The sequence below is a fragment of the Flavobacterium sp. KH_001 genome (assembly GCF_057840745.1).
On record NZ_CM174520.1, the window covers coordinates 2,637,451 to 2,662,286 of the forward strand.

A 24,836-nucleotide genomic window follows, 5' to 3' on the forward strand; every position below is an offset into this window, starting at 1 on the left:
TGATAAATAACAAGGATAGATTTCTTTTTTAATCAACTTATTTAAAAAAAAAATCCCGCCTCAATTAAGAAACGGGATTAACTAGATATTCTCTTTTTTTTTATTTTAAACTGTTGCAGCAATTTCTTGTGGCAACGGAATTTGATTTTTAAGTAAATCTTCGAATGTTTCGTGTTGACGAATTAAGATTCCTTTTCCGTCTTTCCATAAAACTTCAGCTGGTTTGTATCTTGAATTGTAGTTCGAAGACATTGAGAAACAATATGCTCCGGCGTTTCTGAAAGCTAAAATATCACCTTCAGTAATTTCCGAAATTTTGCGGTTGTTGGCAAAAGTATCAGTTTCGCAAATGTATCCTACCACAGAGTAAAAACGCTCTTTTCCTTTTGGATTTGAGATGTTTTCAATATGGTGTGAAGATCCGTACAACATTGGACGAATTAAGTGGTTGAAACCACTATCAACTCCGGCAAAAACGGTTGAAGTTGTTTGTTTTACTACGTTTACTTTTACTAAGAAATGACCGGCTTCGCTCACCAAAAATTTCCCTGGTTCGAAAATCAACGTTAAATCTCTTCCATATTCAGCACAGAATGCATTGAATCTTTTTGATAATTTTTTACCTAATTCTTCAATATCTGTTTCGATATCGTCTTTTTTGTAAGGCACTTTGAATCCGCTTCCGAAATCTAAAAATTCTAAATCTTTGAAGTGTTTTGCTGTATCAAACAAGATTTCAGCAGCATACAAGAATACTTCGATATCTAAAATATCAGATCCTGTGTGCATGTGAATTCCAACAATACTCATTTTTGTATTCTCTACAATTCGTAAAATGTGCGGTATTTGATGTACCGAGATTCCGAATTTACTATCGATATGTCCAACAGAAATGTTAGCATTTCCACCCGCCATTACGTGCGGATTGATACGGATACATACCGGAATTTGAGGATATTTTGTCCCGAATTGCTCCAGGATAGATAAATTATCAATATTGATTTGAACACCCATTGCGGCAACTTCTTCGATTTCTTCCAAAGAAACTCCGTTTGGTGTAAAGAAAATTTTGTCAGGATCATAGCCAGCATGAAGTCCTAATAAAACTTCTTGAATTGATACAGTATCTAACCCAGACCCCATGTTCTTTAATAACTGAAGAATCGCAACGTTAGACAGTGCCTTCATGGCATAATTAACTCTTAAGTTTTCTACCTTAGAGAAAGCTTTAGTTAACCTGTTGTACTGTGATTGGATTTTTTCGGCATCATAAACATATAATGGACTTCCAAATTGGTCTGCTAACTGCAGTAAATCTTTTGCTTGCATTTTTATAAACTATTTTGGGCAAAGTTATTACACTTTTGAGTAACGACAAATTTTTTGTAGAAAAATAACAAATTGTAACAAATTGTTTGTTTTTGAACAAAAAGTGCTTTATTTTGAATTTTTATAAAATTTTTTAAGGTTCTGAGAAGCTAAGATTCTAAGGTACTAAGTTTTTGCCACAGATTAAAAGATTAGCGTAGATTTTTTTGCCACGAAGTACACGAATTTTCGCGAATTTTATTTTGAATTTCCGAAAAATGCATAAAACATAGCCCGTGGTTTTAACCACGGGAAACGTTGCAGATTAGACGTAATCATATATTATGTCCCAGTGGTTGAAACCACGGGCTATGTTTTGAAATAGAAAACAGCCAGAAAAGAAATTAGAATAATTCGTGAATGAGTGACGAAAAAAATAATCTGTGGCAAAAAAACAAAACCCCTGAATGTAAATTCAAGGGTTTGTTAGTAGTAATGTTGTTTATCGGAATAAAGACTAACTGATAATTTTTAATTTTTTAAGATGCAGAAGCGAGAGAGAAAACCTTAGTCCCTCAATACCTTAGCAACTTAGAACCTTCAAAACTATAAACTCGGTAAATCTCCGTTTCCTTTGGTTGGCAAGTTAGTAGAGCCCATTAAGAACAAATCTACTTCTCTTGCTGCTTCGCGACCTTCTGAAATAGCCCATACAATTAACGATTGTCCTCTTCTCATATCACCAGCAGTGAAAATGTGAGGAACATTCGTTTGATAATTTTTTGCTTTATAGTTGCTTCTCATATCAACTTCAAGACCTAATTGCTCGCTTAAAGTTTTCTCAGGACCTGTAAATCCTAAAGCCAATAAAGCTAAATCGCACGGCCAGATTTTCTCTGAACCTTCTTTTTCGATTAATTCAGGACGCTGACCAGGAGTCATTTTCCATTGTACTTCAACTGTTTTTAATCCAACTAATTCTCCTTTTTCGTTAGCTAAGAATTCTTTAGTATTGATTAACCAGTTTCTGTCGCAGCCTTCTTCGTGAGAAGATGACGTTTTCAACTGCAAAGGCCAGAAAGGCCAAGGCGTTGATTCGCTTCTTCCAACCGGAGGTTTTGGTAAAATCTCAAAGTTAGTTACTGATTTTGCACCGTGTCTGTTTGATGTCCCGATACAATCTGAACCTGTATCTCCACCACCAATTACGATTACGTCTTTTCCAGTTGCCATTACCTGATCAGGAATTGATTCTCCGTATAAAACTTTCGTTTGTTGTGTTAAGAAATCCATTGCCTGAACAACGCCTTTGCTTTCGATTCCTTTCGTTGGTAAACTTCTTCTTTCTGTTGCTCCACCGCATAATACGATAGAATCAAAAGAATTTAGTTCTTCAACACTAAAGTTCACTCCAACATTTACGTTAGTTTTGAAAGTGATTCCTTCTGCTTCAAGAATAGCTACACGTCTGTCGATGATTCCTTTTTCTAATTTGAAATTCGGAATCCCGTAACGCAATAAACCTCCAATTGCATTGTCTCTTTCAAAAACAGTTACAGTGTGACCCGCTCTGTTTAATTGTTGAGCTGCTGCTAAACCTGCAGGACCTGAACCAATAACGGCAACCGTTTTTCCAGTTCTTGTTTTTGGTGCTTGTGGTTTGATCCATCCTTCAGTAAAACCTCTTTCGATGATGTTTTTCTCGATGTTTTCGATAGCAACCGGTTCTTTGATGATTCCTAATACACATGATTTCTCACATGGAGCAGGGCATAAGCGACCTGTAAATTCAGGAAAGTTGTTAGTAGATTGTAAAATCTCTAAAGCACCTTGCCATTCTTCCTGATGCACCATGTCGTTGAAGTCAGGAATTAAATTTCCTAACGGACAAGCACTGTGGCAAAAAGGAATACCACAATCCATACATCTTGAACCTTGTTCTTTTTTCTTTTCTTCAGATAACGGAATAGTAAATTCGTTGTAGTTCGAAACACGTTCTGCAACTGCTACATTACTTTCGTCGGCTCTGTTATATTCTTTAAATCCGCCTATTTTACCCATGACATTTTTAATTAAAATTAAATGATGTATTTAAATTCCAATTTTAAAAATTCCAAATTCCAATTTTTTAACCGCAAAGAGCGCGAGGCTTTATTTTTGCTTTGCGAGTTTTAAGTTCGCAAAGCTTTTAGGTTAAATTCAGTAATCTAAAATCAAAAATCTGAATTCTAAAATCATTTATCCAGCTATTAATTCTTCTATTTTTTTCTCTTCTGCAATTCGTTGTAATGCTTTTTTGTAATCAGTTGGCATCACTTTTACGAAATGTTTCTGCTCATTTTCCCAGTCTGCTAAAATTCTTTTTGCTAATGGACTGCTGGTGTACAATGAGTGGTTTTTGATCAATCGTCTTAGTTTTGTAATGTCCTCAGCTTCGATTGGATCAAATGCAACCATTTCCATGTTACATACAGTTAAATCGAATTTTTTAGCTGGATCATAAACATAAGCAACACCACCGCTCATACCAGCTGCGAAGTTTCTTCCTGTTTTTCCTAAAACAACCACCGTACCACCGGTCATGTACTCGCATCCGTGATCTCCAATTCCTTCAACAACCGCAGTTGCTCCAGAATTTCTCACACAAAAACGCTCTCCGGCCATTCCATTAATATAAGCCTCTCCGGTAATAGCTCCGTAAAGGGCAACATTTCCAATAATGATGTTGTCTTCAGGTTTGAAGGTGGCAGTAGGAGGTACTTTTACAATTAGTTTTCCTCCAGAAAGACCTTTTCCTAAATAATCATTACAGTTTCCGTGAATTTTAAATGACAATCCGTTTGTTGCAAAAGCACCAAAACTTTGTCCGGCAGAACCTTCAAAATCAACTAAAATAGTGTCTTCAGGTAAACCTTGTGCGCCATAGATTTTTGAGATTTCATTACTCAAAATAGCACCTACAGAACGGTCTGTATTTTTAATTTTAAAGGTTACTCTTGTTTTTTCTTTTCTATAAATAGACGGAATAGCTTCTTTAATGATATCAAAATCCAATACATTTTCAAGTTGGTGATCCTGTGTAGTTGTATTGTGATTTGGTTCTGTTTTCGCTTTTTCCGGTTTGTATAGAATTGATGACAAGTCTAAACCATTTGCTTTATAATGTTTAATGGCTTTGTTCACATTTAATTTTTGTGACTGACCTACCATTTCTTTCAAAGTTCTGAAACCTAATTGTGCCATGATTTCTCTTAACTCTTCAGCAATGAAATACATGAAGTTGATAACATGCTCTGGAGTTCCTTTGAAATTTTTTCTCAATTCAGGATCTTGAGTTGCAATACCAACTGGGCAAGTATTTAAGTGACAAGCTCTCATCATAATACATCCGGAAGCCACAAGCGGAGCAGTAGCAAAACCAAATTCTTCAGCTCCTAACAATGCAGCAATAGCTACGTCACGACCTGTTTTTAATTGTCCGTCGCATTCAAGAACTACACGGCTTCTTAAATCATTTAAGATCAAAGTTTGTTGTGCTTCAGCTAAACCAAGTTCCCACGGAATTCCAGTGTGTTGTAAGGATGTTAATGGTGCAGCACCAGTTCCTCCATCATAACCTGAAATAAGGATAACGTCCGCTTTTGCTTTGGCAACACCGGCAGCAATTGTTCCAACTCCAACTTCAGAAACTAATTTTACATTTACACGCGCTTCACGATTCGCATTTTTTAAGTCGAAAATCAACTGAGATAAATCCTCAATAGAGTAAATATCGTGGTGAGGAGGAGGCGAAATCAAACCTACATAAGGTGTAGAGTTTCTTGTTTCAGCAATCCAAGGCACCACTTTTTCTCCAGGAAGCTGACCACCTTCACCAGGTTTTGCCCCTTGAGCCATTTTAATCTGAATCTCTTTAGCGTTTGTCAAATAGTTGATCGAAACACCAAAACGTCCAGAAGCAACTTGCTTAATCGCACTGTTTCTTGAATCTCCGTTGATTTCTTTCTGGAAACGTTTTGGATCTTCTCCACCTTCTCCAGAATTACTTTTTCCGCCAATTCTGTTCATTGCAATCGCTAAATTCTCGTGTGCTTCTCTACTGATAGATCCGTAAGACATAGCGCCCGTTTTGAATTTTTTCACAATTTCGGTCCAAGGTTCTACTTCATCAATAGAAATAGGATCTAAATTGTTGAATTCAAACATACCTCTAATAGTCATTAAGTTAGAGCTTTGCTCATTAACCATATTAGAGTATTCTTTATAACTTTCCGGGCTGTTCAAACGAACGGCCTGTTGTAATTTTGCAATAGTAGTTGGATTGAACATGTGTTTTTCTCCACCACGTCTCCATCTGTAAATACCTCCAATTTCTAAAGAAAGCAAGTTCGCTACTTTTGAATTTGGGAAGGCTTTTTGGAAACGTTTTTTTACTTCTTTTTCAACTTCCATCAAACCAATTCCTTCAATTCTTGAAGGTGTGTAAGGGAAATATTTAGATGTAAATGTTTTGTTTAAACCTAAAATCTCGAAAATTTGAGCAGCTCTGTATGAATGTAAAGTAGAGATACCAATTTTATTCATGATTTTAACGATTCCTTTTGCAATCGCTTTATTGTAGTTTACAACAGCGTAATCTGCTTTTACTCCCGTAATAAATCCTTGTGCAACCTGATCGTGAATGATTTCGTTTACCATGTATGGATTAATCGCACTTGCACCGTATCCGAATAATAAAGCAAAATGATGCGGTTCACGAGGTTCTGCAGATTCGATTATGATTCCGAATTTAGAACGAACCTGTAAAATGTTCAAAGAGTGGTGAATGTAAGAACAAGCCAATAACATAGGAATTGGCGCTAATTCTTCGCTTACACCTCTATCTGATAAGATAATAATGTTGCATCCTTCAGAAACAGCTTTAAAAGTTGCCTGAACACATTTTTCAAGAGCGCGCTCTAAACCGTTAACTCCTTTTTCTATTTTATATAAAGTAGAAATAGTAGCCGATTTAAAATCTGCGTGATCAATGTTTCTGATTTTATCCAAATCCTCGTTAGAGATAACCGGATTTTGAATTTTTAGTTTTTTACATTGTTTAGATTCAATTTCAAAAATATTGAAATCTCCACCAACTGCTAAACTGATATCAGTAATGATTTCCTCACGAATACCATCCAAAGGAGGGTTGGTAACCTGAGCAAATAATTGTTTGAAATAGTTATACAACAATTGAGGCTGATCTGACAACACGGCCAAAGGCGTATCGTTACCCATAGAACTGATAGCTTCAGCTCCCTGGCCTCCCATTGGGTTGATGATTGTTTTTAAATCTTCAATAGTATAACCAAATAATTTTTGTCTTGTTACGAAATCTAATTTCTCAACCGGAGTAGGGTTATTTGTGTAAGGAACCTTAGATAAAGGCAATAAATTAGCATCTAACCATTCCTGGTAAGGACGTTTTGTAACTATCGCTTTTTTAACTTCTTCGTCTTCGATAATACGACCTTCGTTCATATCAACCAGGAACATTTTTCCTGGCTCTAAACGACCGTGCTGAATTACGTCTTCCGGATCGATATCCAATACACCAATTTCTGATGACATGATTACGAAACCGCTTTTTGTTAATGTATAACGAGAAGGACGTAAACCGTTTCTGTCTAATAAGGCTCCAATAACATTACCATCTGTAAACGGAATAGAAGCAGGACCATCCCAAGGCTCCATGATACAAGCGTTAAACTCGTAGAAAGCTCTTTTTTCAGGAGACATTGTCTGGTGTTTTTCCCAAGCTTCAGGAACAACCATCATCATCGCTTCAGGCAATGAACGACCTGTCATTAGTAAAAGTTCAACCACCATATCCATAGAAGCAGAATCTGATTTTCCTTCTAAGATAATTGGGAATAATTTTTTGATATCATCGCCAAAAACTTTGCTTTGCATAAGCTCTTCACGAGCACGCATACGGCTTACGTTTCCACGAAGTGTGTTGATCTCACCATTATGACACATGTATCTAAATGGTTGAGCTAATTCCCAAGAAGGGAAAGTATTGGTAGAGAAACGTTGGTGAACTAACGCCAAACGAGTCACTAAATCTGGATCTTTTAAGTCAACATAATAACGGCTGATGTCTTCCGGCATCAATAGACCTTTATATATTATGGTAGTTGTCGATAAACTAGAGAAATAGAACATATGGCTTTCAGAGGTTTTAGAGCCTCTAATAGCGTGTTCAGCAATTTTTCTAGCTGCAAAAAGTTTTGCATTAAATTCATTTTCAGTTAAATCCTGACCGTTTTTGCTAACAAAAACCTGTTTAACTGTTGGTTCTTTTTCTGCGGCAATCTGCCCTAAATTTTCTACTTCAACAGGTACATCTCTCCAACCTAAGATCTTTAAGTTCTGATCTTTAATAGTTGCTTCAAAAGTGTTAATACAAAAAGAAACCTGGTTTTTGCTTTTTGGTAAAAAAACCATTCCTACTGCATACTCACGTGTTTCAGGGATTTCAAAGTCACATACTTTTTTGAAAAAGTTATGTGGGATGTCGAATAAAATTCCAGCTCCGTCTCCAGTTCTTCCATCAGAACTAACTGCACCACGATGTTCCAATTTTATTAAGATGTCCAATGCTTTGTGAATAATATCGTTAGATTTAATACCATTCAAATTACAAATAAATCCTGCACCACAATTGTCGTGTTCAAATTCAGGCAAATAAAGCCCTTGTTCTTTAACTTTCATTCTTGATATTTTTTCTACAAAAATAAAGATTTCGTTAAACATAATGTAGTGAAATTGTAATTTGGCTTACATTTTTGTTGTAATATTAGAAAAACGATTCTTAAATGATAATAATTTTATTTAAACCATTGCTAAATGATAAAATGACAATATGTTTTAAATTATATTAGGAAAAATCCGCGGTAAGGTATTGTATTCGTTGATATTTTTGTTAAATATCAAACGATATAGTGATTTTCTGTTAACATTAACAAAGCAATTGTTTAACTATTTATTTGCTTTCGAAAATAAATATATAGGAATCTCAAATAGACTCATTTTTAATTGAAAAAGATTTTACTATTAAGTTGAATTTTGCTACTTTTGTCGCACTTTTATTCTGAAATAAATTCAGAACCAGACAAATTCTATATTATGAACATACACGAATATCAAGGAAAAGAAATTTTAGCTAGCTACGGAGTACGCATTCAACGCGGAATTGTGGCTAATAATGCAGTTGAAGCTGTGGCTGCTGCAAAACAATTAACTGCCGAAACTGGTACAGGATGGCACGTAATAAAAGCACAAATTCACGCAGGTGGACGTGGAAAAGGTGGTGGAGTTAAGTTGGCTAAAAATCTTCAACAAGTTGAAGAAATTGCAGGACAAATTATCGGAATGCAATTGATCACACCTCAAACTTCTGCTGAAGGTAAAAAAGTAAACAAAGTTTTAGTTGCTGAAGATGTATACTATCCTGGTGAAAGTGAAACTTCTGAGTTTTATGTTTCTGTTTTATTGAATAGAGCTACAGGACGTAACATGATTATGTATTCTACTGAAGGTGGAATGGATATCGAAGAAGTTGCTGAGCACACTCCGCACTTAATTTTTACTGAAGAAGTTGATCCTACTGTTGGATTACAAGGTTTTCAGGCAAGAAGAATTGCCTTTAACTTAGGTCTTTCTGGAAATGCTTTCAAAGAAATGGTTAAATTCATTGATTCATTATACAATGCTTACATTGGTTCTGATGCTTCTATGTTTGAAATCAACCCGGTTTTGAAAACATCTGATAACAAAATTATGGCTGTTGATGCTAAAGTAAATATCGATGATAATGCTTTATACAGACAACCAAAATATGCTGAAATGAGAGATATCCGTGAGGAGAATCCAATCGAAGTTGAAGCTAAAGAAGTAGGTTTGAACTATGTAGATCTTGACGGTACTGTAGGATGTATGGTAAACGGAGCTGGTCTTGCAATGGCAACTATGGATTTAATTAAATATGCTGGTTTTGAGCCTGCTAACTTCTTAGATGTTGGTGGAACTGCTGATGCAAAACGTGTTGAAACTGCTTTCCGTATTATCTTAAAAGATCCAAACGTAAAAGCAATTTTGATCAATATTTTTGGTGGAATCGTTCGTTGTGACCGTGTAGCACAAGGAGTTGTTGACGCTTACAAAAATATGGGTGATGCTATTAAGGTGCCAATTATCGTTCGTTTGCAAGGAACAAATGCTGAAATTGCAAAAGAATTAATTGACAATTCTGGTATGCCAATCTTATCAGCTGTTCAGTTTCAAGAAGCTGCTGATCAAGTTAAAGCTGCACTTTCTTAATCAAATAAGAAATCAATTATATAGAAATCCCTCCGAGAAATTGGAGGGATTTTTTTAGTTTTTAACAGTAAAGAATTTATATATGAAATCAGTACAAATCAGCCAAATAAATAAAATAATTAGAAATTGTTTTTTCAAATTATTACTCATTGATTTATTTTTATCATTTTTGTATTGGTATTTTAGGCCTTTCTGTGAACCTTGCCAAGATATAAATGACTGCCCTCCCTGTATTTCGAAAGAGCAATACTTTATAATTTATTTTGGTTTAGCATTGAATGTGGTCTTTATTATTTATTATCTTTTTAAAAATAAGAAGTAGATGCACTGCTGTGCAGTTAAATTCTTCTATTTCAAAACAGTAGACAATTCTACAATTTCGTATTCAGGATTATGCACGACGAATTCTCTAATCATTTCAGTATGGCCAGCACCTAATAAAACCATTATTTTATCGTCTTTACTTTCTGTAAGTTTCAGTATTAAAGCATACATATAAAGATTTCTTCTGTACCATTCCGAAACTAAAAAAGCGCCCACAAAATTGTCTGTTTTCCCCCCTTTAATCGCTGTTTGAAGATACCAGCTAATATCTTGTTTATTAACGTCCAAAAGTAATTGGGTCAAAGAATACTTTGTAATTTTTGTATTGAAATCTGTTTCATAATGTTTCATTGTTTCTTCATTCTTTTTGATTAAATCAAACTGATTGGCAGCTTTCATTCCATTTACCAAACTATCATATGGAAAATCAGTATCTCTATAATCAATTGCATATAACTTTTTATGACCTAATTTTTTAGCTGATCTTAAAGCTATTTGTACTATTTCATCTGAATCTTTCTTAAGTAAGCTATCAGTATTTTTAGCATAAAACGTATCCAATTTGGCTTGTTTCTGATAATTCCATTCAACAAAAATTTTATCAGGGCCAAATTGTTTAATTTTATCGGTAATGTTTTCTAGCTCTTTCTGGCTTTTGTCTGTCATAACATTAAACGTATTTACTTTGGCAACGTCAAGTCCTGGATTTTCAAAGTGGAAGCTTCCAAACAATACTATTTGTTTCTTTTTTGTTTGAGCAGGTGATAGATTAAAAGTAATAAGCATTAGTACTAAAATAATTTTTTGCATGGTGATTTTGTGTTTAAATTCATTGCAAATGTACAGGCAGATTAGAAGCGGTTTTTCCGTTTTTGATGAACGCTGTATTCCGTTTGATTAACACTTGGAATTCTTCATTCAAATTTTACGTGTAAAGTTTTTCATAGTTCATCATTAAAAAATGAAGTTTCATATAAATAGAGTATTCATGTAAAGTCATAGTTGTATTTTTGAAATAACAACAATATATTATGAAGCTAAAAATTCCTTTTTATTATCATATTCTTCTTTTTTTAATACTGTTTTTTACCTTTTATCTCTGGGATATTGGAGTAAGTAATCGAAAATTGGATTCTGTTTTCAGCAGTAAGTATTTCTTTTTTAATACAAGTTTTGTTCTATCAATTTTTATCGTTTATCTTTTAAATTTTTACCTTTTTTGCGATTGGTTTTTGAACAAAAAAAGGATTTTGTTCTATTTTTTGAGCATTGCCGTTTCATTACTAATTTTTGCCGGAGTCCGTTATTTTTTACAGGAAATTATTGTTTTTCAGATTATTGGAATACATAATTATAGTGAAAAGTCCAGAGAATTGACCTACTACGTGCGTGATAATTTCTTTTTTGGATTACCTGCCGTAATTTTTAGTGCTTTGAGTTATTTGTTTTGGCAATTTCATAGTTCACAGCGACAAAATCAGGAATTACTTTTAGAAAACAAAAAAGCGGAATTTCAAATGCTGAAAGCACAGGTTGGTCCTCATTTTTTGTTTAATACATTGAATTCTTTTTACAGTCAGCTTATTTTAAAAGAGGATGAAATGGCGGCAGACATTTTGGTTCTTTCCGATTTGCTTCGCTACGTCATTACAGAAACAGACAAAGATGAAGCGGTGCTTTTAAAAGAAATTCAGTTCGTACAGAATTATATTCATTTACAGAAAAAACGATTTGAAGATCAGTTGTTTTTGGATTTTATTATTGAAGGAAATTATTCGAATGAAAAGATTCTTTCGTCGGCATTAATTCATTTTGTAGAGAATGTTTTTAAGCATGGAAAATTTAATAATGAAAAAGAAAAAGCAGTTATTTCAATTCGTATAAAAGAGGATTTTTTAGAAATTTCAACTTTTAATTATAATGTTGAAGGTGAAAATTATTCTTCAACCGGAATTGGTTTTGAGAACCTGACAAAAAGGTTAGAATACACGTATAAAGACCAATTTGTACTTGAAAAAAGGGAAGAAAATAATACCTTTAAAGCCTACTTAAAAATACCGATAAAAATATAATTTATGGCTTTAAAATGTATTATTGTTGATGATGAGCCTCCGGCAACGCGTATTCTCGAAAACTATATTGGAAAAGTAAATTTCCTAGAAAAAGCAGCCGTTTTTAATGATTCCTTAAAAGCATTGGAATTTTTAAACACGCAAACTGTAGATGTTATTTTTTTGGATATTCAAATGCCTCAATTGACCGGTTTGCAAATTTCCAGAATCATTTCAAAAGATATAAAAGTCATTTTTACAACGGCATACCCTGATTTTGCATTAGAAGGTTTTGAGTTAAATGCAGTTGATTATTTATTAAAACCAATTTCATTTGAACGCTTTTATCAGGCAGTTTCTAAATTAAATACAGAACCAAAAAAGGAGGTTTCATCTAATAGTAACTCGTCTGATTTTATATTCGTTAAAACAGATGGTAAAAATAAGTTCCAGAAGTTGTTTTTGGAGGAGATTTTGTACGTGGAAAGCCTTCAGAATTACGTTTGTATTCATACTTTAAAGCAGCAAATCATTACACATTCTTCTTTAAAAAATGTAATAGAATCATTACCTGGAAAGGATTTTATCCAAATACATAAATCTTATGTGATTGCCTTAAAACAAATTGAATCAACAGATAGTTTTTCGGTTTTTATTAATGCGAAAGAATTACCAATTGGAGCAACTTTTAAAGATGCTTTCTTTGAGAGAATTGATCAAAATAAAATGTAAACAAATCATTTAACCGCAAAGAGCGCAAAGATTTTAATTTGTAAGGTTTAATATAAACGCAAAAGTTCGCAAAGCTTTATATATCAATATAGCCTTGCGAACTTTGCGTGAACCTTAGCGCCCGTTGCGGTTAAACTTTCGAGCTATTAATTATTTCTTATTCTTACCGTTTTTATAAACCACTTTTTCTACAACCTGTATTTTAGGTGTAGCAGGCTTTTTCTTGAAAGGTTTTTTAGCTGCTGGACCCGTTTTAGAAGGTGCTTTGTCGCCTCTTCCTCTTTCAGCATCTTTTGGACTTGCTTTAAATTCAGGTCTTTCTTTAGTATTGTCTTTCTTCGGAATTTCAGCTTTATGTTTCGCTAAAACATCATTCGGGTTTTTAGGATTTTCTTTGGTTCCTCTTAAATGAATTACTAATCCATTTAAGAAATTACGCAAAACCTGATCACCACATTCCATGTAATTTTCATGATCTTCGGCTCTGAAAAAAGCTCCTAATTCTGATTTTGTAATTCTAAAATCTACTAATTCTAAAATTTCAACTATTTGATCATCACGGAGCATCAAAGCCACGCGCAGTTTTTTTAGGATATCGTTATTCGTCATCGTTTAATTTTTTACAAAGGTACGGTTTAAAAGCAATTAGAAGGCAATTTTAGATTTAGAATTATAGGTAAAGACTGTTGATATTTTTACGCAAAGTCGCAAAGTCGCCAAGTAAAACAATCCCACCTTTGCTTCTTTGCGACTTTGCGTGAGATTAATTCAGTATTAAAATTTACTTAGTGAGTATTTTTGCTGTTTAAAAGATTTATTAATTTATCTAAATCTTCCTGTAGATGGTTCGCCGTAACCACAATTCTATTGAGATTATCTGCATTTTGCTTGTATTTGAAACTCGCGATTATGATTTTATTTTCTTTTAATATTTCAATGACATTTTTATTTTTCAGGTAAATTAAAGGATAACTTTTATCAAATTTAATTGAATCGCTTTTGATCAGTTTTTGGTCTATATAAACAAGATTTTTAAGTAATTTTTGATGTTGCTTCGTATATATTTCAGAAGCATCTGCCAAAGTCTGTACGAACGCAGGATTCATTCCGGCAGCAGAACCAAAGATTTCTGATTTCTTTATTTTCTCAATAAAAGAGGCGTCACCTGCAATTACGCCTCCGGTTAGGCCGAAGGCTTTTCCTAATGAAGAAACCATTATTTTCCTCTTTATTGGAAGATTGATATCAGAATAAATTCCGCAGCCATTTTGACCTAAAATTCCAAGAGAATGGGATTCATCAATTAACAACGTAATTTCTTTGTGTTTTGGAATTTCTCTTAAAACATTTAAATCAATCGCATTGGTTTCAAAAGAAGGAACTCCATCAGTAAGAATCGTAATTTTTTCTTCCTTATCATCCAATAATCTGGAATTGATTTTCCCATCAACAAAAACGGATAAACTATTGTCTGCCTGAATCGCTGTGTGAACATCATCAAAATGAAAGAAAGTATCGGTCTGTTTTTTTAACTCATCAACGACAAGTTTTCCGGCCAGCATTCCTGAAGAAACTGTAACAACGGCTTCCGCTCTAATGTAATTTGCTAAAAAAGTTTCGCCGTTTTCATATGCCGTAACTTTTACATTTGCGTTTCTGGAACTTCCGTATGTAGTTCCCCATTTCAGAATATTTTTTACAACCAATTCCTGAAAAGCTTTATTTGTTGATAAACCTAAATAAGCTGTTCCGCCAAAATACAAATATTGCTCTTGGTCGATTTCGATAATTCGATCTGGAAATTGATTGACATTCATTTTGGTTAGAGTAAAGTTACACCGGTTCCGTTAAGTTCAGAATAGGAGATTACACCATTTTTTATAGTAACTCCGGTTGCAATATCTTCTGCTAAAAGCAAGGCACCGTCCATATCAACATAATCCAGCTGAGGTAATAAATGGGCAATCGCTGAAATTCCGACAGTTGATTCGGTCATACAACCCACCATAGTTTTTAATCCGAGTTTTTTGGCTTCTTCAATCATTCTTTTCCCGGGAGTTAATCCCCCGCATTTTACTAATTTCACGTTTACGCCATGAAAGTGATTGTGACATCTGGAAACATCTTCTTCAATAATGCAGCTTTCATCTGCAATTATAGGCAAAACGGAATGTTTGAAAACTTCCTTGTGTGCTTCCCAATTGTCAGCTTTCATGGGTTGTTCCAGAAATTCGACTCCTAGTTTTTTTAGCTCAACTGCATTATTGATCGTTTCTTCAACGCCCCAGCCGCAATTGGCATCAATTCTAAAAATAGCATCAGTGTGTTTGCGAAGTTCTTTTACAATCGCGATATCTTCTTTTGTTCCCAGCTTAATTTTATAAATCGGCCACGGCAATTCCTGCATTTTAGAAACCATTTTTTCTATAGAAGCGATCCCTATGGTGTAATCAGTTAAAGGGTTTCTTTCCGTCGTATAATTCCATAATTCGTATAGTTTTTTACCTTTCTTACGAGCATACAAATCGTTATAAGCCAAATCCAGAGCGCACAAAGCAAACATATCGTGTTTTAAAAACGGATATATTTTTCCCCAAAAGACCTCTGGAGTTTCATTTTCAGAAGATTCAATGGTACTTCTAAATCTTTCCAAATCCTCTATCATCATCGGAACAGTAGTTTTGTAGTAGGGATTTGAAGTAGCTTCACCAAAACCCGATAAGCCGTCACTTTGTAATTCTACAATAAGTGAAGGCTGAAAATCAATTGATTCTCTTGATATGGTAAAAGTATGTTTGAGTTTTAAATTATACTCTCTTAAGATTAGTTTCATGATTGAATGATGTTTTAATTTTATTCTAATAGCCAAGCCAAAGAACTGCGTTTACAAAATTATCGCGCCAGAGTTTTTCATTATGTTCACCGCCTTTTACAACCTTCGATTTCGTCAGATGTAGACAATAACAGCGATTACGATCTAAAAGCGTTTCCATTTTTTTCATTTCTGCTACCATATCGTCACTTTCCTTGTCGCCACATAAAAAGTAGATTCGGGTTTTATTTTTTGGAGCTTGTTCTGTATAAGTATAAATGTCATTGGAAAACCAAAAAGAAGGCGAAAAAACGCCTGCATTTCCAAAAACTTCAGGGTATTTTAAGATTGCATAGTAAGAAACCAAACCTCCAAGTGAACTTCCCATAATAGTAGTATTTTTGGCTTTGGTTTTAGTTCGGTAATTTTTGTCGATATAAGGTTTTAATGTTTTTACAATAAAATCAAGATAATTGTCTGCATTTCCACCACCATATTTTTCATTTTTAAAAGGCGTCAATTCATCAATTCGTTTGTCATTTCCGTGTTCAATTCCTACGACAATAACAGGAGCTTTAAGGCTGTCTAGTTTTTCATCAACATTCCATTCACCAACATAAGAGGTTTTGGCGTCAAATAAATTTTGAGCATCGTGCATATAAATGACACTGTATTTTTTCTTGGCTGAAGCCGAATATCCTTCAGGTAAATAAATCCAGATTTTCTTGGTGGTTTTGAGTTGAGGAGCTTCTATCGTAAAAGTCGATACATTTTTTGAAGCCGTACTTTGCTGTGCATATCCTATGGAGATCATCCACAGAAAAATAAAAAAGAATAATCCTCTAATCATTAGTATTTTTGTGTTTAAATTTGACAGCAATATTTTAGCTAAAAATAATAAATTGATGAATACAGAAGCAGAAAAGAGAAGTTTACTTTTAGAAATGATAACTTTTTCTACCGTTGATGGAAAATTGCACAAAAGAGAGTATGATTTTTTGTGGCTTGTTGCCCAGGAATTAAATATTGATTTTGATGTTTTTAATGATTTGTTTCATCAGGAACATACAAAACAAATTATAAAATCAGAGTTTCAGCGCATTCAGCAGTTTTACAGACTGGCTTTAATTATGCATTGCGATGGAATTTTGCATGAAAAAGAAGCAAAAGGAATACAACAAATTGCCATTGAAATGGGTTTGAATCCAGGAGCTGTAAAAAGAGTTTTAGATTTGATGAAAAAAGCACCTAATGCCATGATCGACCCTAAACTTTTATTGAGAGTTTTTCAGGAACAACATAATTAAGATAATTGTTCCTGTAGTTTTTTAATATCATCACGCAATTTTGCCGCTTGTAAAAAGTCCAATTCTTTGGCAGCTTTTTCCATTGATTTTCGTTTCTCACGAATCATTTTTTCCAATTCTGCTTTAGATAAATAAGCCGTTTCCGGTTCTGCGGCGATAGACAAAGTATGTCCTAATTCATATTCTACTAATGGGTTCTTAGTAAACGCACTGTCGATTTTCTTGTTTAAAGCTTGAGGCGTGATATTATTTTCAACGTTGAAATTAATTTGTTTCGTTCTGCGATAATTGGTTTCATCAATCGTTTTCTGCATACTTCCTGTCATTTTATCAGCATATAAAATTGCTTTTCCGTTAAGATTCCTTGCGGCACGACCAATAGTTTGGGTCAACGATTTGTGATTTCGTAAAAAACCTTCTTTATCGGCATCTAAAATAGCAACAAGCGAAACCTCAGGTAAATCCAGACCTTCACGCAGTAAGTTAACTCCAATTAAAACATCAAAAATACCTTTACGCAAATCCTGCATGATTTCAATACGTTCTAATGTATCAACTTCGGAGTGAATATAACGGCAACGAATGTTTACTTTGGTTAAATATTTAGCCAGTTCTTCGGCCATTCTTTTGGTTAAAGTCGTTACTAAAACTCTTTCATCTAATTCACAACGAACCTGAATTTCTTCAATTAAATCATCAATCTGATTCAAACTCGGCCTTACTTCAATAACCGGATCTAATAACCCTGTTGGGCGAATGATTTGTTCCACATAAATACCGTCCGATTTTTGCAATTCATAATCGGCCGGAGTTGCAGAAACATAAATAACCTGATTTTGTAAAGCCTCGAATTCTTCAAACTTCAAAGGTCGGTTGTCCATAGCGGCCGGTAAACGGAAACCGTATTCAACTAAATTCTCTTTACGGCTGCGGTCACCTCCATACATAGCATGAACCTGAGAAACGGTTACGTGACTTTCATCAACAACCATTAAAAAATCGTCTGGAAAATAATCAAGGAGACAGAAAGGTCTTGTGCCGGCTTGTCGACCATCAAGGTAACGCGAATAATTTTCAATTCCGGAGCAGTAACCTAATTCGCGAATCATTTCTAAATCGAAATTAGTACGTTCTTCCAAACGTTTTGCTTCCAGATGTTTTCCTATTTCTTTAAAGTAATCAACTTGTTTTACCAAATCTTGTTGGATTTCCCAAATTGCGCCTTGCAGTACTTCAGGAGAAGTTACAAACATATTGGCAGGATAAATGGTCAGTCTTTTGAATTTTTCAATGACATGTGAAGTCTTCGCATCGAAAGATTCTATTTCTTCGATTTCATCTCCAAAAAAGTGAATTCGAAAAGCATCGTCGGCATAACTTGGATATACTTCTACCGTATCGCCTTTAATCCTGAATGTTCCGGGATTAAAATCGGCTTCCGTTCTGGCGTATAAACTTTGTACTAAGCTGTGTAATAACTTAGTTCGTGAAATGACCTGGTCTCTATGTATTTCAATTACGTTTTTCTTAAACTCCACGGGATTTCCAATACCATACAGACAAGAAACTGAGGCGACAACCAAAATGTCACGTCTGCCTGAAAGTAGGGAAGAAGTGGTGCTCAAACGCATCTTTTCAAGCTCTTCATTGATAGATAAATCTTTTTCGATGAAAACACCCGTTACAGGCATAAAAGCTTCAGGCTGATAGTAATCGTAGTAAGAAACGAAATACTCAACCGCATTATTGGGGAAAAACTGTTTGAATTCCGAATATAATTGCGCTGCCAAAGTTTTATTGTGTGCTAAAACTAAAGTCGGTCTTTGAACTTCCTCAATAACATTAGCAACTGTAAATGTTTTTCCGGATCCTGTAACTCCTAATAAAGTTTGATATTTTTCGCCATCACGAACACCTTGTGCTAGTTTTTCAATTGCTTGTGGCTGATCACCTTTTGGACTATATTCTGAGGATACCTGGAAATTCATTTTTGACTGATGAAAAGTTTAGTTTTGTAAAGATACAAAGTTTGAATTCGATTTAAAAGATAAAATACCTCGTTAAGAGTCATTAGAGTATTAAATTAATCTAAAAAATTAACCATTGCATCGTTCACGATTTTAGACTGATCAATACTTAAAAAATGCCCCGCATCAGTTATTTTTTGAGTTTTACTTTTGATTAAATATTTCTGTGCTCTTTCTAAGCTTTCATCAGAATTGATGACATCGTGATCTCCTATTAAAACTAAAACCGGATTTTTGATAGATTGTAATTCATCATCGGAAAAAGGCATCATTTTCAGCATGCTTGAATTTGATTTAGCATATTTGTTAGCCAGATAAAATTGTCTTTTATAAATGGGGCTAATTTTTTCTGAATGTGTTGAAAATGTTGTTAGGGTTTTAGTGAATTTCTTTTCGCTAGGGAAAAGTTTCAGCATTAAGGCATTACTTGTTTTTCCGACCTTATCAATAAATTTAAAGGTTTGTGCCGGACTTAATAATACTATTTTATCAATATTATTTTCTTTTTGAGTTGCCAGTAAAGTTGCAATCCAGCCACCTCGGGATGCTCCAACGATATCAAATTTCTTTAATTTATAATGTGTGAAAATTTCATTGTACCAAATTACCATTTCCTCACGCGAAAGTGGTTTTGCTGTTAAATTAGATTTTCCCGGTTCCATCAAAAAGTCTATCGCATAAATACGATGGTTTTTGGCTAAAGCTTTAATGTTTGGATACCACATGGTAGAACTGGCGTCCATTCCATGCAGTAGAACAAGATCTTTTCCATTTTTCGGACCGGCCATAATGATATGTGCAGTTCCTAAACTGGTTTTAATATTTTCTTCTGTATACGGAATTTCCCAAAGTTTTAAAGCTTTATCATAGGAAGTGAGGTAAGCTTGTTTTTCGGTTTTTGTTTCAAAAACGTAATCTTCGAATTTTGCTTTTTTAGAAGAAGCACAACTTACAAGTAATAATAATAGGGCGATTCTGAAGCATATTTTTGGTGTATTCATAAAATTCAATTTACCTTAAAGGTACTGAGAATAATACAGATAAAGTATTAGAATTTTGTTTTAATGTATCAGAATTACAATCTCTTAGGGTCTTTTACAGTTAAATGATAAAGCTGCACGACAGCCAAAATAGCATTAGGAATAATAACCGGCAACAGCCATTGACTAACATCGCTATAATCTTTTAAAAAGATGCCATAAATGACAAAACAAATACATCCAAAGAGATTAATAAATCGGATTGTTCTAAGGTCTTTCAATAGAAAACCTCCCACAATAAAAACGGACGCCAGGTAACCAATATAATCTGCCATGCTTTTGATATTAAATGATTTACAATCAAATCTACCAAAAGCAAATAATAATATCAAGTTTTATTGCTGAAAATCAACGTTTTGAATTTTCCACGATTTTTGCTGTGCTTCGCTTAAAAATGTCCAGGCTACAATTCGGCTTGTTTTTTGGCCCTGAGCCATATCGATCGTTTTGATGGATGCTGCGTTTACTTTATTTAGTGTTTTATAAATGCTCGAAAGATTTTCTCTTTTAGAAACCAAAGTAGTAAACCATTGACATTGCATAGCATATTTGGCACTTTCGTAAATCATTTGGGTTACAAAACCAATTTCACCGCCATTGCACCATAATTCGTCCTTTTGACCTCCAAAATTTAAAACCGGATTTGTATTTTTCTTTTCCTTTGGATTTAGGTTGGAGACTTTTCTTGACGTACTTTTATTCGCTTCTTCAGCTGATGCATGAAAAGGAGGATTGCACATTGTGAAAGTAAAACGATCCTCGGGAGTAATTATGTTTTTGAAAATAAAACGAGATTCTATTTGTAATTGTAAACTTATCGCATCAATTAGTTTTGGATTTCGTTCGATAATCTTACTGCAGTTTTCGATGGCCTTTTTGTCAATATCTGTTCCAACAAAACTCCAGTCGTAAATAGCATTCCCTAAAATGGGATAAATACAATTGGAACCTGTTCCGATATCTAAACCTAGCACATCTGAACCCAAAGGAATTATTCCGTTATTGGTTTCTGCTAACAAATCGGCTAAATAGTGTATGTAATCGGTTCTCCCGGGAATTGGAGGACAAAGATAATTTCTGGGAATGTCCCAATTTTCAATGTCATAATAGGTTTGCAATAAAGCCTTATTAAGAACTTTTACAGAAACAGGATTACTAAAATCAACAGTTTCTATTCCATGATGGTTAATGGCAACATGCGATTTTAATTCAGGACAATTTGAAATAAGAAGTTTGAAATCATAGCGTGAACGATGAAGATTTCGAGGATGTAAATTGTTTTTTTCAGAATTGTCTGTTGCTTTCATTTTGTAAATTTGGTGCAAAGATAGTCATTCCTTTTTTAGAAAAGATTTTGTCAAGCTTTCAATTAAGTCAAATGCTCAAATCAGTGTTAGTGGCTGATGGACAATCGTTTTTTCTCATTTATTTCTACCAATCCGGTTTCCAATTTTCTAAATATGCTATAGGGATATTAAGTTTTTCATAAATTGTTCCTGAATGTCCCGATTGAAGTGTTGTTATTGAGTCTTTATTTATGGTTGCTTTTTTCCTTAATATTTGATGACTACATTGAAAAACTATTGAAAATTTTATTTTCATTTTGTTTCCCTCTATAAAATAATAACCCATTGTAGCTTTGCTTGGGTTAAAATACTCTCTGGTTAATTTCAAAGTGTCAGATTTGGCAATTGAAAATATTCCAACTTTATTATTAGAATAAAATTTTAAGTAGCTTACATATGGATAACTATTGTCATCATTTTTTTCAAAGAAAACATATTCTTTTGTAATACTATTTATAGCAAAATTTATTTTTTCTTTATAGACAGCTAAAGTATCGATGTTATCTATTTTTGTGTTTTTAAGTTTATAGTCATGTATTTTTTTTCTGCAATGACCATTTTTTGAATATAATCCATTATAACAACAACTTATGAATAAGAAAGACAAAGTAAATAATAAGAAAATGTTTTTATATAATTTGTACTTCATTTGTTGGTATTTATAAGGTCATTATTTTTGTAACCTGTCGCCCAATGTTCTACTACTTAAAAATGGGGTTGGGACTAAATTAAGCCCATTCTTCGGATTTGCCAAATCATCCTAAATACAAAATCAATTTCCAATTAAATCTATTGCCTAAATCCGTTGTAGCTGTTAACTGTAATTTTTTTATTTATTATTATGAGCAAGTCAGAAATTGGATATGCTAAACCTACAATGATTGCAAATATTCCTGCTATAATTTTTCCTTCTGGTATCATAAGTGTAAACGATAACCATATAAGAATCACACAAAATGGATAAATTAGAATCCTTGACATTATCTTTGAAAAAGTCCATTCATTAACTTTTTCATTTTCTAGATTTTGGTCTTTTTTCTGTTTGGAATTATTTAATCCTTCTAAATTATTTATTGTTGTTTTTAATTCTTCAATCAAAATTTTAGTTTCAAATATTTTAGATTTTGAAAGAAGTAATCGCATTAAAAATCCAATTAAAGTAAGCGCAAGAATTGCAAAAATTGTAGTTATCAAGTTAGTTGAAATAAATACTGTTACTATTAATATAATTAATACCACGATAGTTACTCTGTCCAAAAAAATATTAAATGGATTTTTTTCCATTTTGATTTCCTTCAATTTATTATTTTGGTCAAAAGTTAAATGAAATATTGGGTAGACACCTCTAATAAAGTATGCAGATCTCCAAATTAATATTTCATTATTTCTAATTTCTCCACTGTATTTGGTAGTATTATACGATTGCGAATCTTTAAAGTGAGTTATAAGATTGCTTTTTTTATTTTGAATAATTAGTTTTTCAATATCTTTCTTATCTACCATTTTTCTAAAATTACAGCTGTTGGCAGTAGTTAATTTTGTTTAGTTGCTTTTACTCCAGAATATTTTTCTAACTTGTTAATTATTTCGGTGTCAAATCTTTTTTCAATTCTTTCTTTTTCATCATCTTCAAAGTCTTCTTCTTTGAGCCATTTTTTATACTTTTCATTCAATACAGCACGAACAGCTAGTATAGTCGGCCCATTTTCGTCCTGTTTTTCTTTTCCATTCCCAACAAATGATACATAATACATTTCTTCAGGTTCTGATTGAAAATAAAATATCCTTGTATCTAAAAAATCGTATCCAATTTTTTTCCAATTATCATATTCTTTCCATTTTTCTGGAATTTTAAGTTCTGGATTTTTTGAAAATAAAGTATCTAAAGCTTTTTCAATATTCTGTTTTGGTGTCACAAAATTTCTATTATCAAAACCGCCCAAAGTTCCGTCGCAACTAATTAATAAACAGCTAAATAAAAGTGTGAAAAAGATTTTAATTTTCATGATATTCTTGTTTCTGCGGGTTAATTACTGCCAACGTTCTGCCGCTTCACGCAGTTGCGAAATTCGTACCGGATTATTTTCTGTTAAAGATAAAAATTCTTGCGAAACGCAAACGTGTACTTACTACAAAACTCGCAATTGCTTGAAACGGCTGTTAGCAAACGTTTATTTTAATGTAGCTCACATTCCCAATCCTCAAGTTTATCGTTGTATCCAATGTAATATGATTTCATGTATTCTATCACTCGCGTCTTTGTATATTCAGAGTTGATAGCTTCTCCGTATTCAAATTCAATAACATTGGACCAAATTGCGAAACACTGTTCATTAAATGTCGCTCCATCTTTCATATAATAAGCAAATCCAACTCCTTCGATAACTGAAAATTCGGTAAACCATTTTGCGAATTTTTTAAATGCGTTAGGTAAATTGTCTCCTGAAATTTCAAAGTTTAACTCCCATGGTTCAAAATTGCTTTTGATTTCTGTATTATTTGATTCAATTAAATCATAAATGAAGCGACCTAATTTTTCACTTGGCCATTTTGGTGATAATTTATATTCTTGGTTTATAAATACACAGCAAGTTTTATAAAATATTTCAGGTGAGTTTTGCAGCAGTTCGTGATAATTGCCTTTGCTTAGCTGGTTATTAAGTAAGTCAAAATCCAATGTCCCATTAACTAAATAAAAAACAAAGTGTCTAATGCTGCTTTTTTGTCGTGTAGTAAGTTTCATGTCTAAATGTTTTCTAACGTACTGGTAATCAGTGGGTTTTGGATTAAAAATGCGCAATCTTTCGGTTGTGCCAAAACTTCCAAATACAAGACCATTTTTCCATTAAGCCAAATGCCCAAATCCGTTGTAGTGACTGTTAGCCGTTCGGTTTTTATTATTTACTATATTCTGATATTACTCTTTCAATTAAGTATAATAACTCTTTTGGTTTTTCTGTGTTTTTATTAGAGCATTTCTTAATTCCATTATTAAGACTAAAAGTGTTCTGTTTAAAAAGGTCTTTATATTCAACTAAAAATGAATCTCCACAGCCTAAATAATTTTCGCAATATTCTTCACTATTTTTATATTTTAATAATGATTTTTCATCTGAAAATTTAATTAGTTTTTCGACTAATTCCTTATTTTCTATTACTTTTTGATATTCTAATTTTGATAATTCTTTTGATTCAACTGCATTTACATCTTTTGTTAAATATGAGTATAATTTCAGTTCTTTTTCATCTATGTTAAGTTCATAAATTTCTTCAAAGATTGCACCTCCACCAGGAAATCTCCATATGCGTAATGTTTTTGAATTTAATTCGCTTATGGGTTTTAGCTTAAGTTTTTTTAATGCAAAATTTTGATTTTTGATTAATTCATTTTTTAAAAGCAATTCTACTTTTGAATTCTCCTTTTGCTTATTAAATTCAATTTGATTTTCATCTTTATTATTCTTGCAAGCAAACAATATAAGTAGAATTGATAGAGTAAATATTTTCATTTGTTGCTTTAAGTTG

General features: G+C 33.2%; 21 protein-coding genes. 4 read left to right on the forward strand and 17 right to left on the reverse strand.

The genetic code is table 11. The features are described from left to right. Positions 1-105: 105 nt before the first annotated feature. The 3 genes from lysA to gltB all read right to left on the reverse strand — a co-directional run bounded on the left by lysA (position 106) and on the right by gltB (position 8,064). Entirely contained in the window at positions 106-1,329 is a 1,224-nt protein-coding gene (gene lysA / locus AC3ITQ_RS11365) for a diaminopimelate decarboxylase (protein WP_194657692.1), read from the reverse strand. 585 nt (positions 1,330-1,914) lie between these two features. Continuing rightward, complete coding sequence (locus AC3ITQ_RS11370) at positions 1,915-3,369, reverse strand: glutamate synthase subunit beta (protein ID WP_489238857.1); 1,455 nt, start codon at positions 3,367-3,369, stop codon at positions 1,915-1,917. Positions 3,370-3,546: 177 nt separating this feature from the next. Continuing rightward, a complete protein-coding gene (gltB, locus tag AC3ITQ_RS11375) occupies positions 3,547-8,064 on the reverse strand; it encodes a glutamate synthase large subunit (protein ID WP_489238859.1) in 4,518 nt (1,505 codons plus the stop codon). A gap of 414 nt (positions 8,065-8,478) precedes the next feature. Here gltB and sucC point away from each other — a divergent pair, with 414 nt between their 5' ends. Beyond that, positions 8,479-9,672 carry an ADP-forming succinate--CoA ligase subunit beta gene (gene sucC, locus AC3ITQ_RS11380; RefSeq protein WP_026986007.1) on the forward strand — a complete coding sequence of 398 codons (1,194 nt, stop codon included), beginning with the start codon at positions 8,479-8,481 and terminating at the stop codon, positions 9,670-9,672. A 348-nt stretch (positions 9,673-10,020) separates the two neighbouring features. On the opposite strand, the gene AC3ITQ_RS11385 is transcribed toward sucC, so the two are convergent. Continuing rightward, positions 10,021-10,806 carry a DUF5694 domain-containing protein gene (locus tag AC3ITQ_RS11385; protein WP_489238861.1) on the reverse strand — a complete coding sequence of 262 codons (786 nt, stop codon included), beginning with the start codon at positions 10,804-10,806 and terminating at the stop codon, positions 10,021-10,023. A gap of 440 nt (positions 10,807-11,246) precedes the next feature. Between AC3ITQ_RS11385 and AC3ITQ_RS11390 the strand changes: the two genes are divergently transcribed. Next, entirely contained in the window at positions 11,247-12,068 is an 822-nt protein-coding gene (locus AC3ITQ_RS11390; RefSeq protein WP_489238863.1) for a sensor histidine kinase, read from the forward strand. A gap of 3 nt (positions 12,069-12,071) precedes the next feature. Further along, entirely contained in the window at positions 12,072-12,779 is a 708-nt protein-coding gene (locus tag AC3ITQ_RS11395) for a LytR/AlgR family response regulator transcription factor (RefSeq protein ID WP_489238865.1), read from the forward strand. Between the two features lie 150 nt (positions 12,780-12,929). Here AC3ITQ_RS11395 and AC3ITQ_RS11400 read toward each other — a convergent pair whose 3' ends face one another. From AC3ITQ_RS11400 to AC3ITQ_RS11415, 4 genes are all read right to left on the reverse strand, one after another. Then, positions 12,930-13,388 carry a DUF1456 family protein gene (locus AC3ITQ_RS11400; RefSeq protein ID WP_489238867.1) on the reverse strand — a complete coding sequence of 153 codons (459 nt, stop codon included), beginning with the start codon at positions 13,386-13,388 and terminating at the stop codon, positions 12,930-12,932. Positions 13,389-13,564: 176 nt separating this feature from the next. Continuing rightward, complete coding sequence (locus AC3ITQ_RS11405; RefSeq protein WP_489238869.1) at positions 13,565-14,596, reverse strand: aminotransferase class I/II-fold pyridoxal phosphate-dependent enzyme; 1,032 nt, start codon at positions 14,594-14,596, stop codon at positions 13,565-13,567. Between the two features lie 5 nt (positions 14,597-14,601). After that, the gene (locus AC3ITQ_RS11410) at positions 14,602-15,612 is read right to left on the reverse strand and encodes a dipeptide epimerase (RefSeq protein WP_489238871.1); all 1,011 of its coding nucleotides are present in this window, start codon (positions 15,610-15,612) and stop codon (positions 14,602-14,604) included. Positions 15,613-15,637: 25 nt separating this feature from the next. After that, complete coding sequence (locus AC3ITQ_RS11415) at positions 15,638-16,441, reverse strand: alpha/beta hydrolase (RefSeq protein WP_489234384.1); 804 nt, start codon at positions 16,439-16,441, stop codon at positions 15,638-15,640. A gap of 55 nt (positions 16,442-16,496) precedes the next feature. Between AC3ITQ_RS11415 and AC3ITQ_RS11420 the strand changes: the two genes are divergently transcribed. Continuing rightward, positions 16,497-16,898, forward strand: a complete 402-nt coding sequence (locus tag AC3ITQ_RS11420; protein WP_072976048.1) for an excinuclease ABC subunit B — start codon at positions 16,497-16,499, stop codon at positions 16,896-16,898. Here AC3ITQ_RS11420 and uvrB read toward each other — a convergent pair. The 9 genes from uvrB to AC3ITQ_RS11465 all read right to left on the reverse strand — a co-directional run bounded on the left by uvrB (position 16,895) and on the right by AC3ITQ_RS11465 (position 24,820). Beyond that, a complete protein-coding gene (gene uvrB / locus AC3ITQ_RS11425; RefSeq protein WP_489234385.1) occupies positions 16,895-18,886 on the reverse strand; it encodes an excinuclease ABC subunit UvrB in 1,992 nt (663 codons plus the stop codon). The two genes, AC3ITQ_RS11420 and uvrB, sit on opposite strands and share 4 nt — an antisense overlap. 95 nt (positions 18,887-18,981) lie before the next feature. Next, entirely contained in the window at positions 18,982-19,926 is a 945-nt protein-coding gene (locus AC3ITQ_RS11430; protein WP_489234386.1) for an alpha/beta fold hydrolase, read from the reverse strand. A 74-nt stretch (positions 19,927-20,000) separates the two neighbouring features. Continuing rightward, on the reverse strand, positions 20,001-20,240 hold the full coding sequence (locus tag AC3ITQ_RS11435) for a uroporphyrinogen decarboxylase (RefSeq protein WP_072975852.1): 240 nt from the start codon (positions 20,238-20,240) through the stop codon (positions 20,001-20,003). Positions 20,241-20,300: 60 nt separating this feature from the next. After that, positions 20,301-21,272, reverse strand: coding sequence for a 23S rRNA (adenine(1618)-N(6))-methyltransferase RlmF (rlmF, locus tag AC3ITQ_RS11440; RefSeq protein ID WP_489234387.1), 972 nt, complete (start codon positions 21,270-21,272; stop codon positions 20,301-20,303). Between the two features lie 124 nt (positions 21,273-21,396). After that, the gene (locus AC3ITQ_RS11445; RefSeq protein WP_489234388.1) at positions 21,397-21,960 is read right to left on the reverse strand and encodes a hypothetical protein; all 564 of its coding nucleotides are present in this window, start codon (positions 21,958-21,960) and stop codon (positions 21,397-21,399) included. A gap of 140 nt (positions 21,961-22,100) precedes the next feature. Continuing rightward, positions 22,101-22,814: a hypothetical protein gene (locus AC3ITQ_RS11450; RefSeq protein WP_489234389.1), complete on the reverse strand. Its 714-nt coding sequence runs from the start codon at positions 22,812-22,814 to the stop codon at positions 22,101-22,103. Positions 22,815-22,843: 29 nt separating this feature from the next. Next, positions 22,844-23,317, reverse strand: a complete 474-nt coding sequence (locus tag AC3ITQ_RS11455; RefSeq protein WP_489234390.1) for a hypothetical protein — start codon at positions 23,315-23,317, stop codon at positions 22,844-22,846. A 170-nt stretch (positions 23,318-23,487) separates the two neighbouring features. Further along, positions 23,488-24,054, reverse strand: coding sequence for a DUF7677 family protein (locus tag AC3ITQ_RS11460; RefSeq protein WP_489234391.1), 567 nt, complete (start codon positions 24,052-24,054; stop codon positions 23,488-23,490). 154 nt (positions 24,055-24,208) lie between these two features. Continuing rightward, positions 24,209-24,820 carry a hypothetical protein gene (locus AC3ITQ_RS11465; protein ID WP_489234392.1) on the reverse strand — a complete coding sequence of 204 codons (612 nt, stop codon included), beginning with the start codon at positions 24,818-24,820 and terminating at the stop codon, positions 24,209-24,211. Positions 24,821-24,836 lie beyond the last annotated feature (16 nt).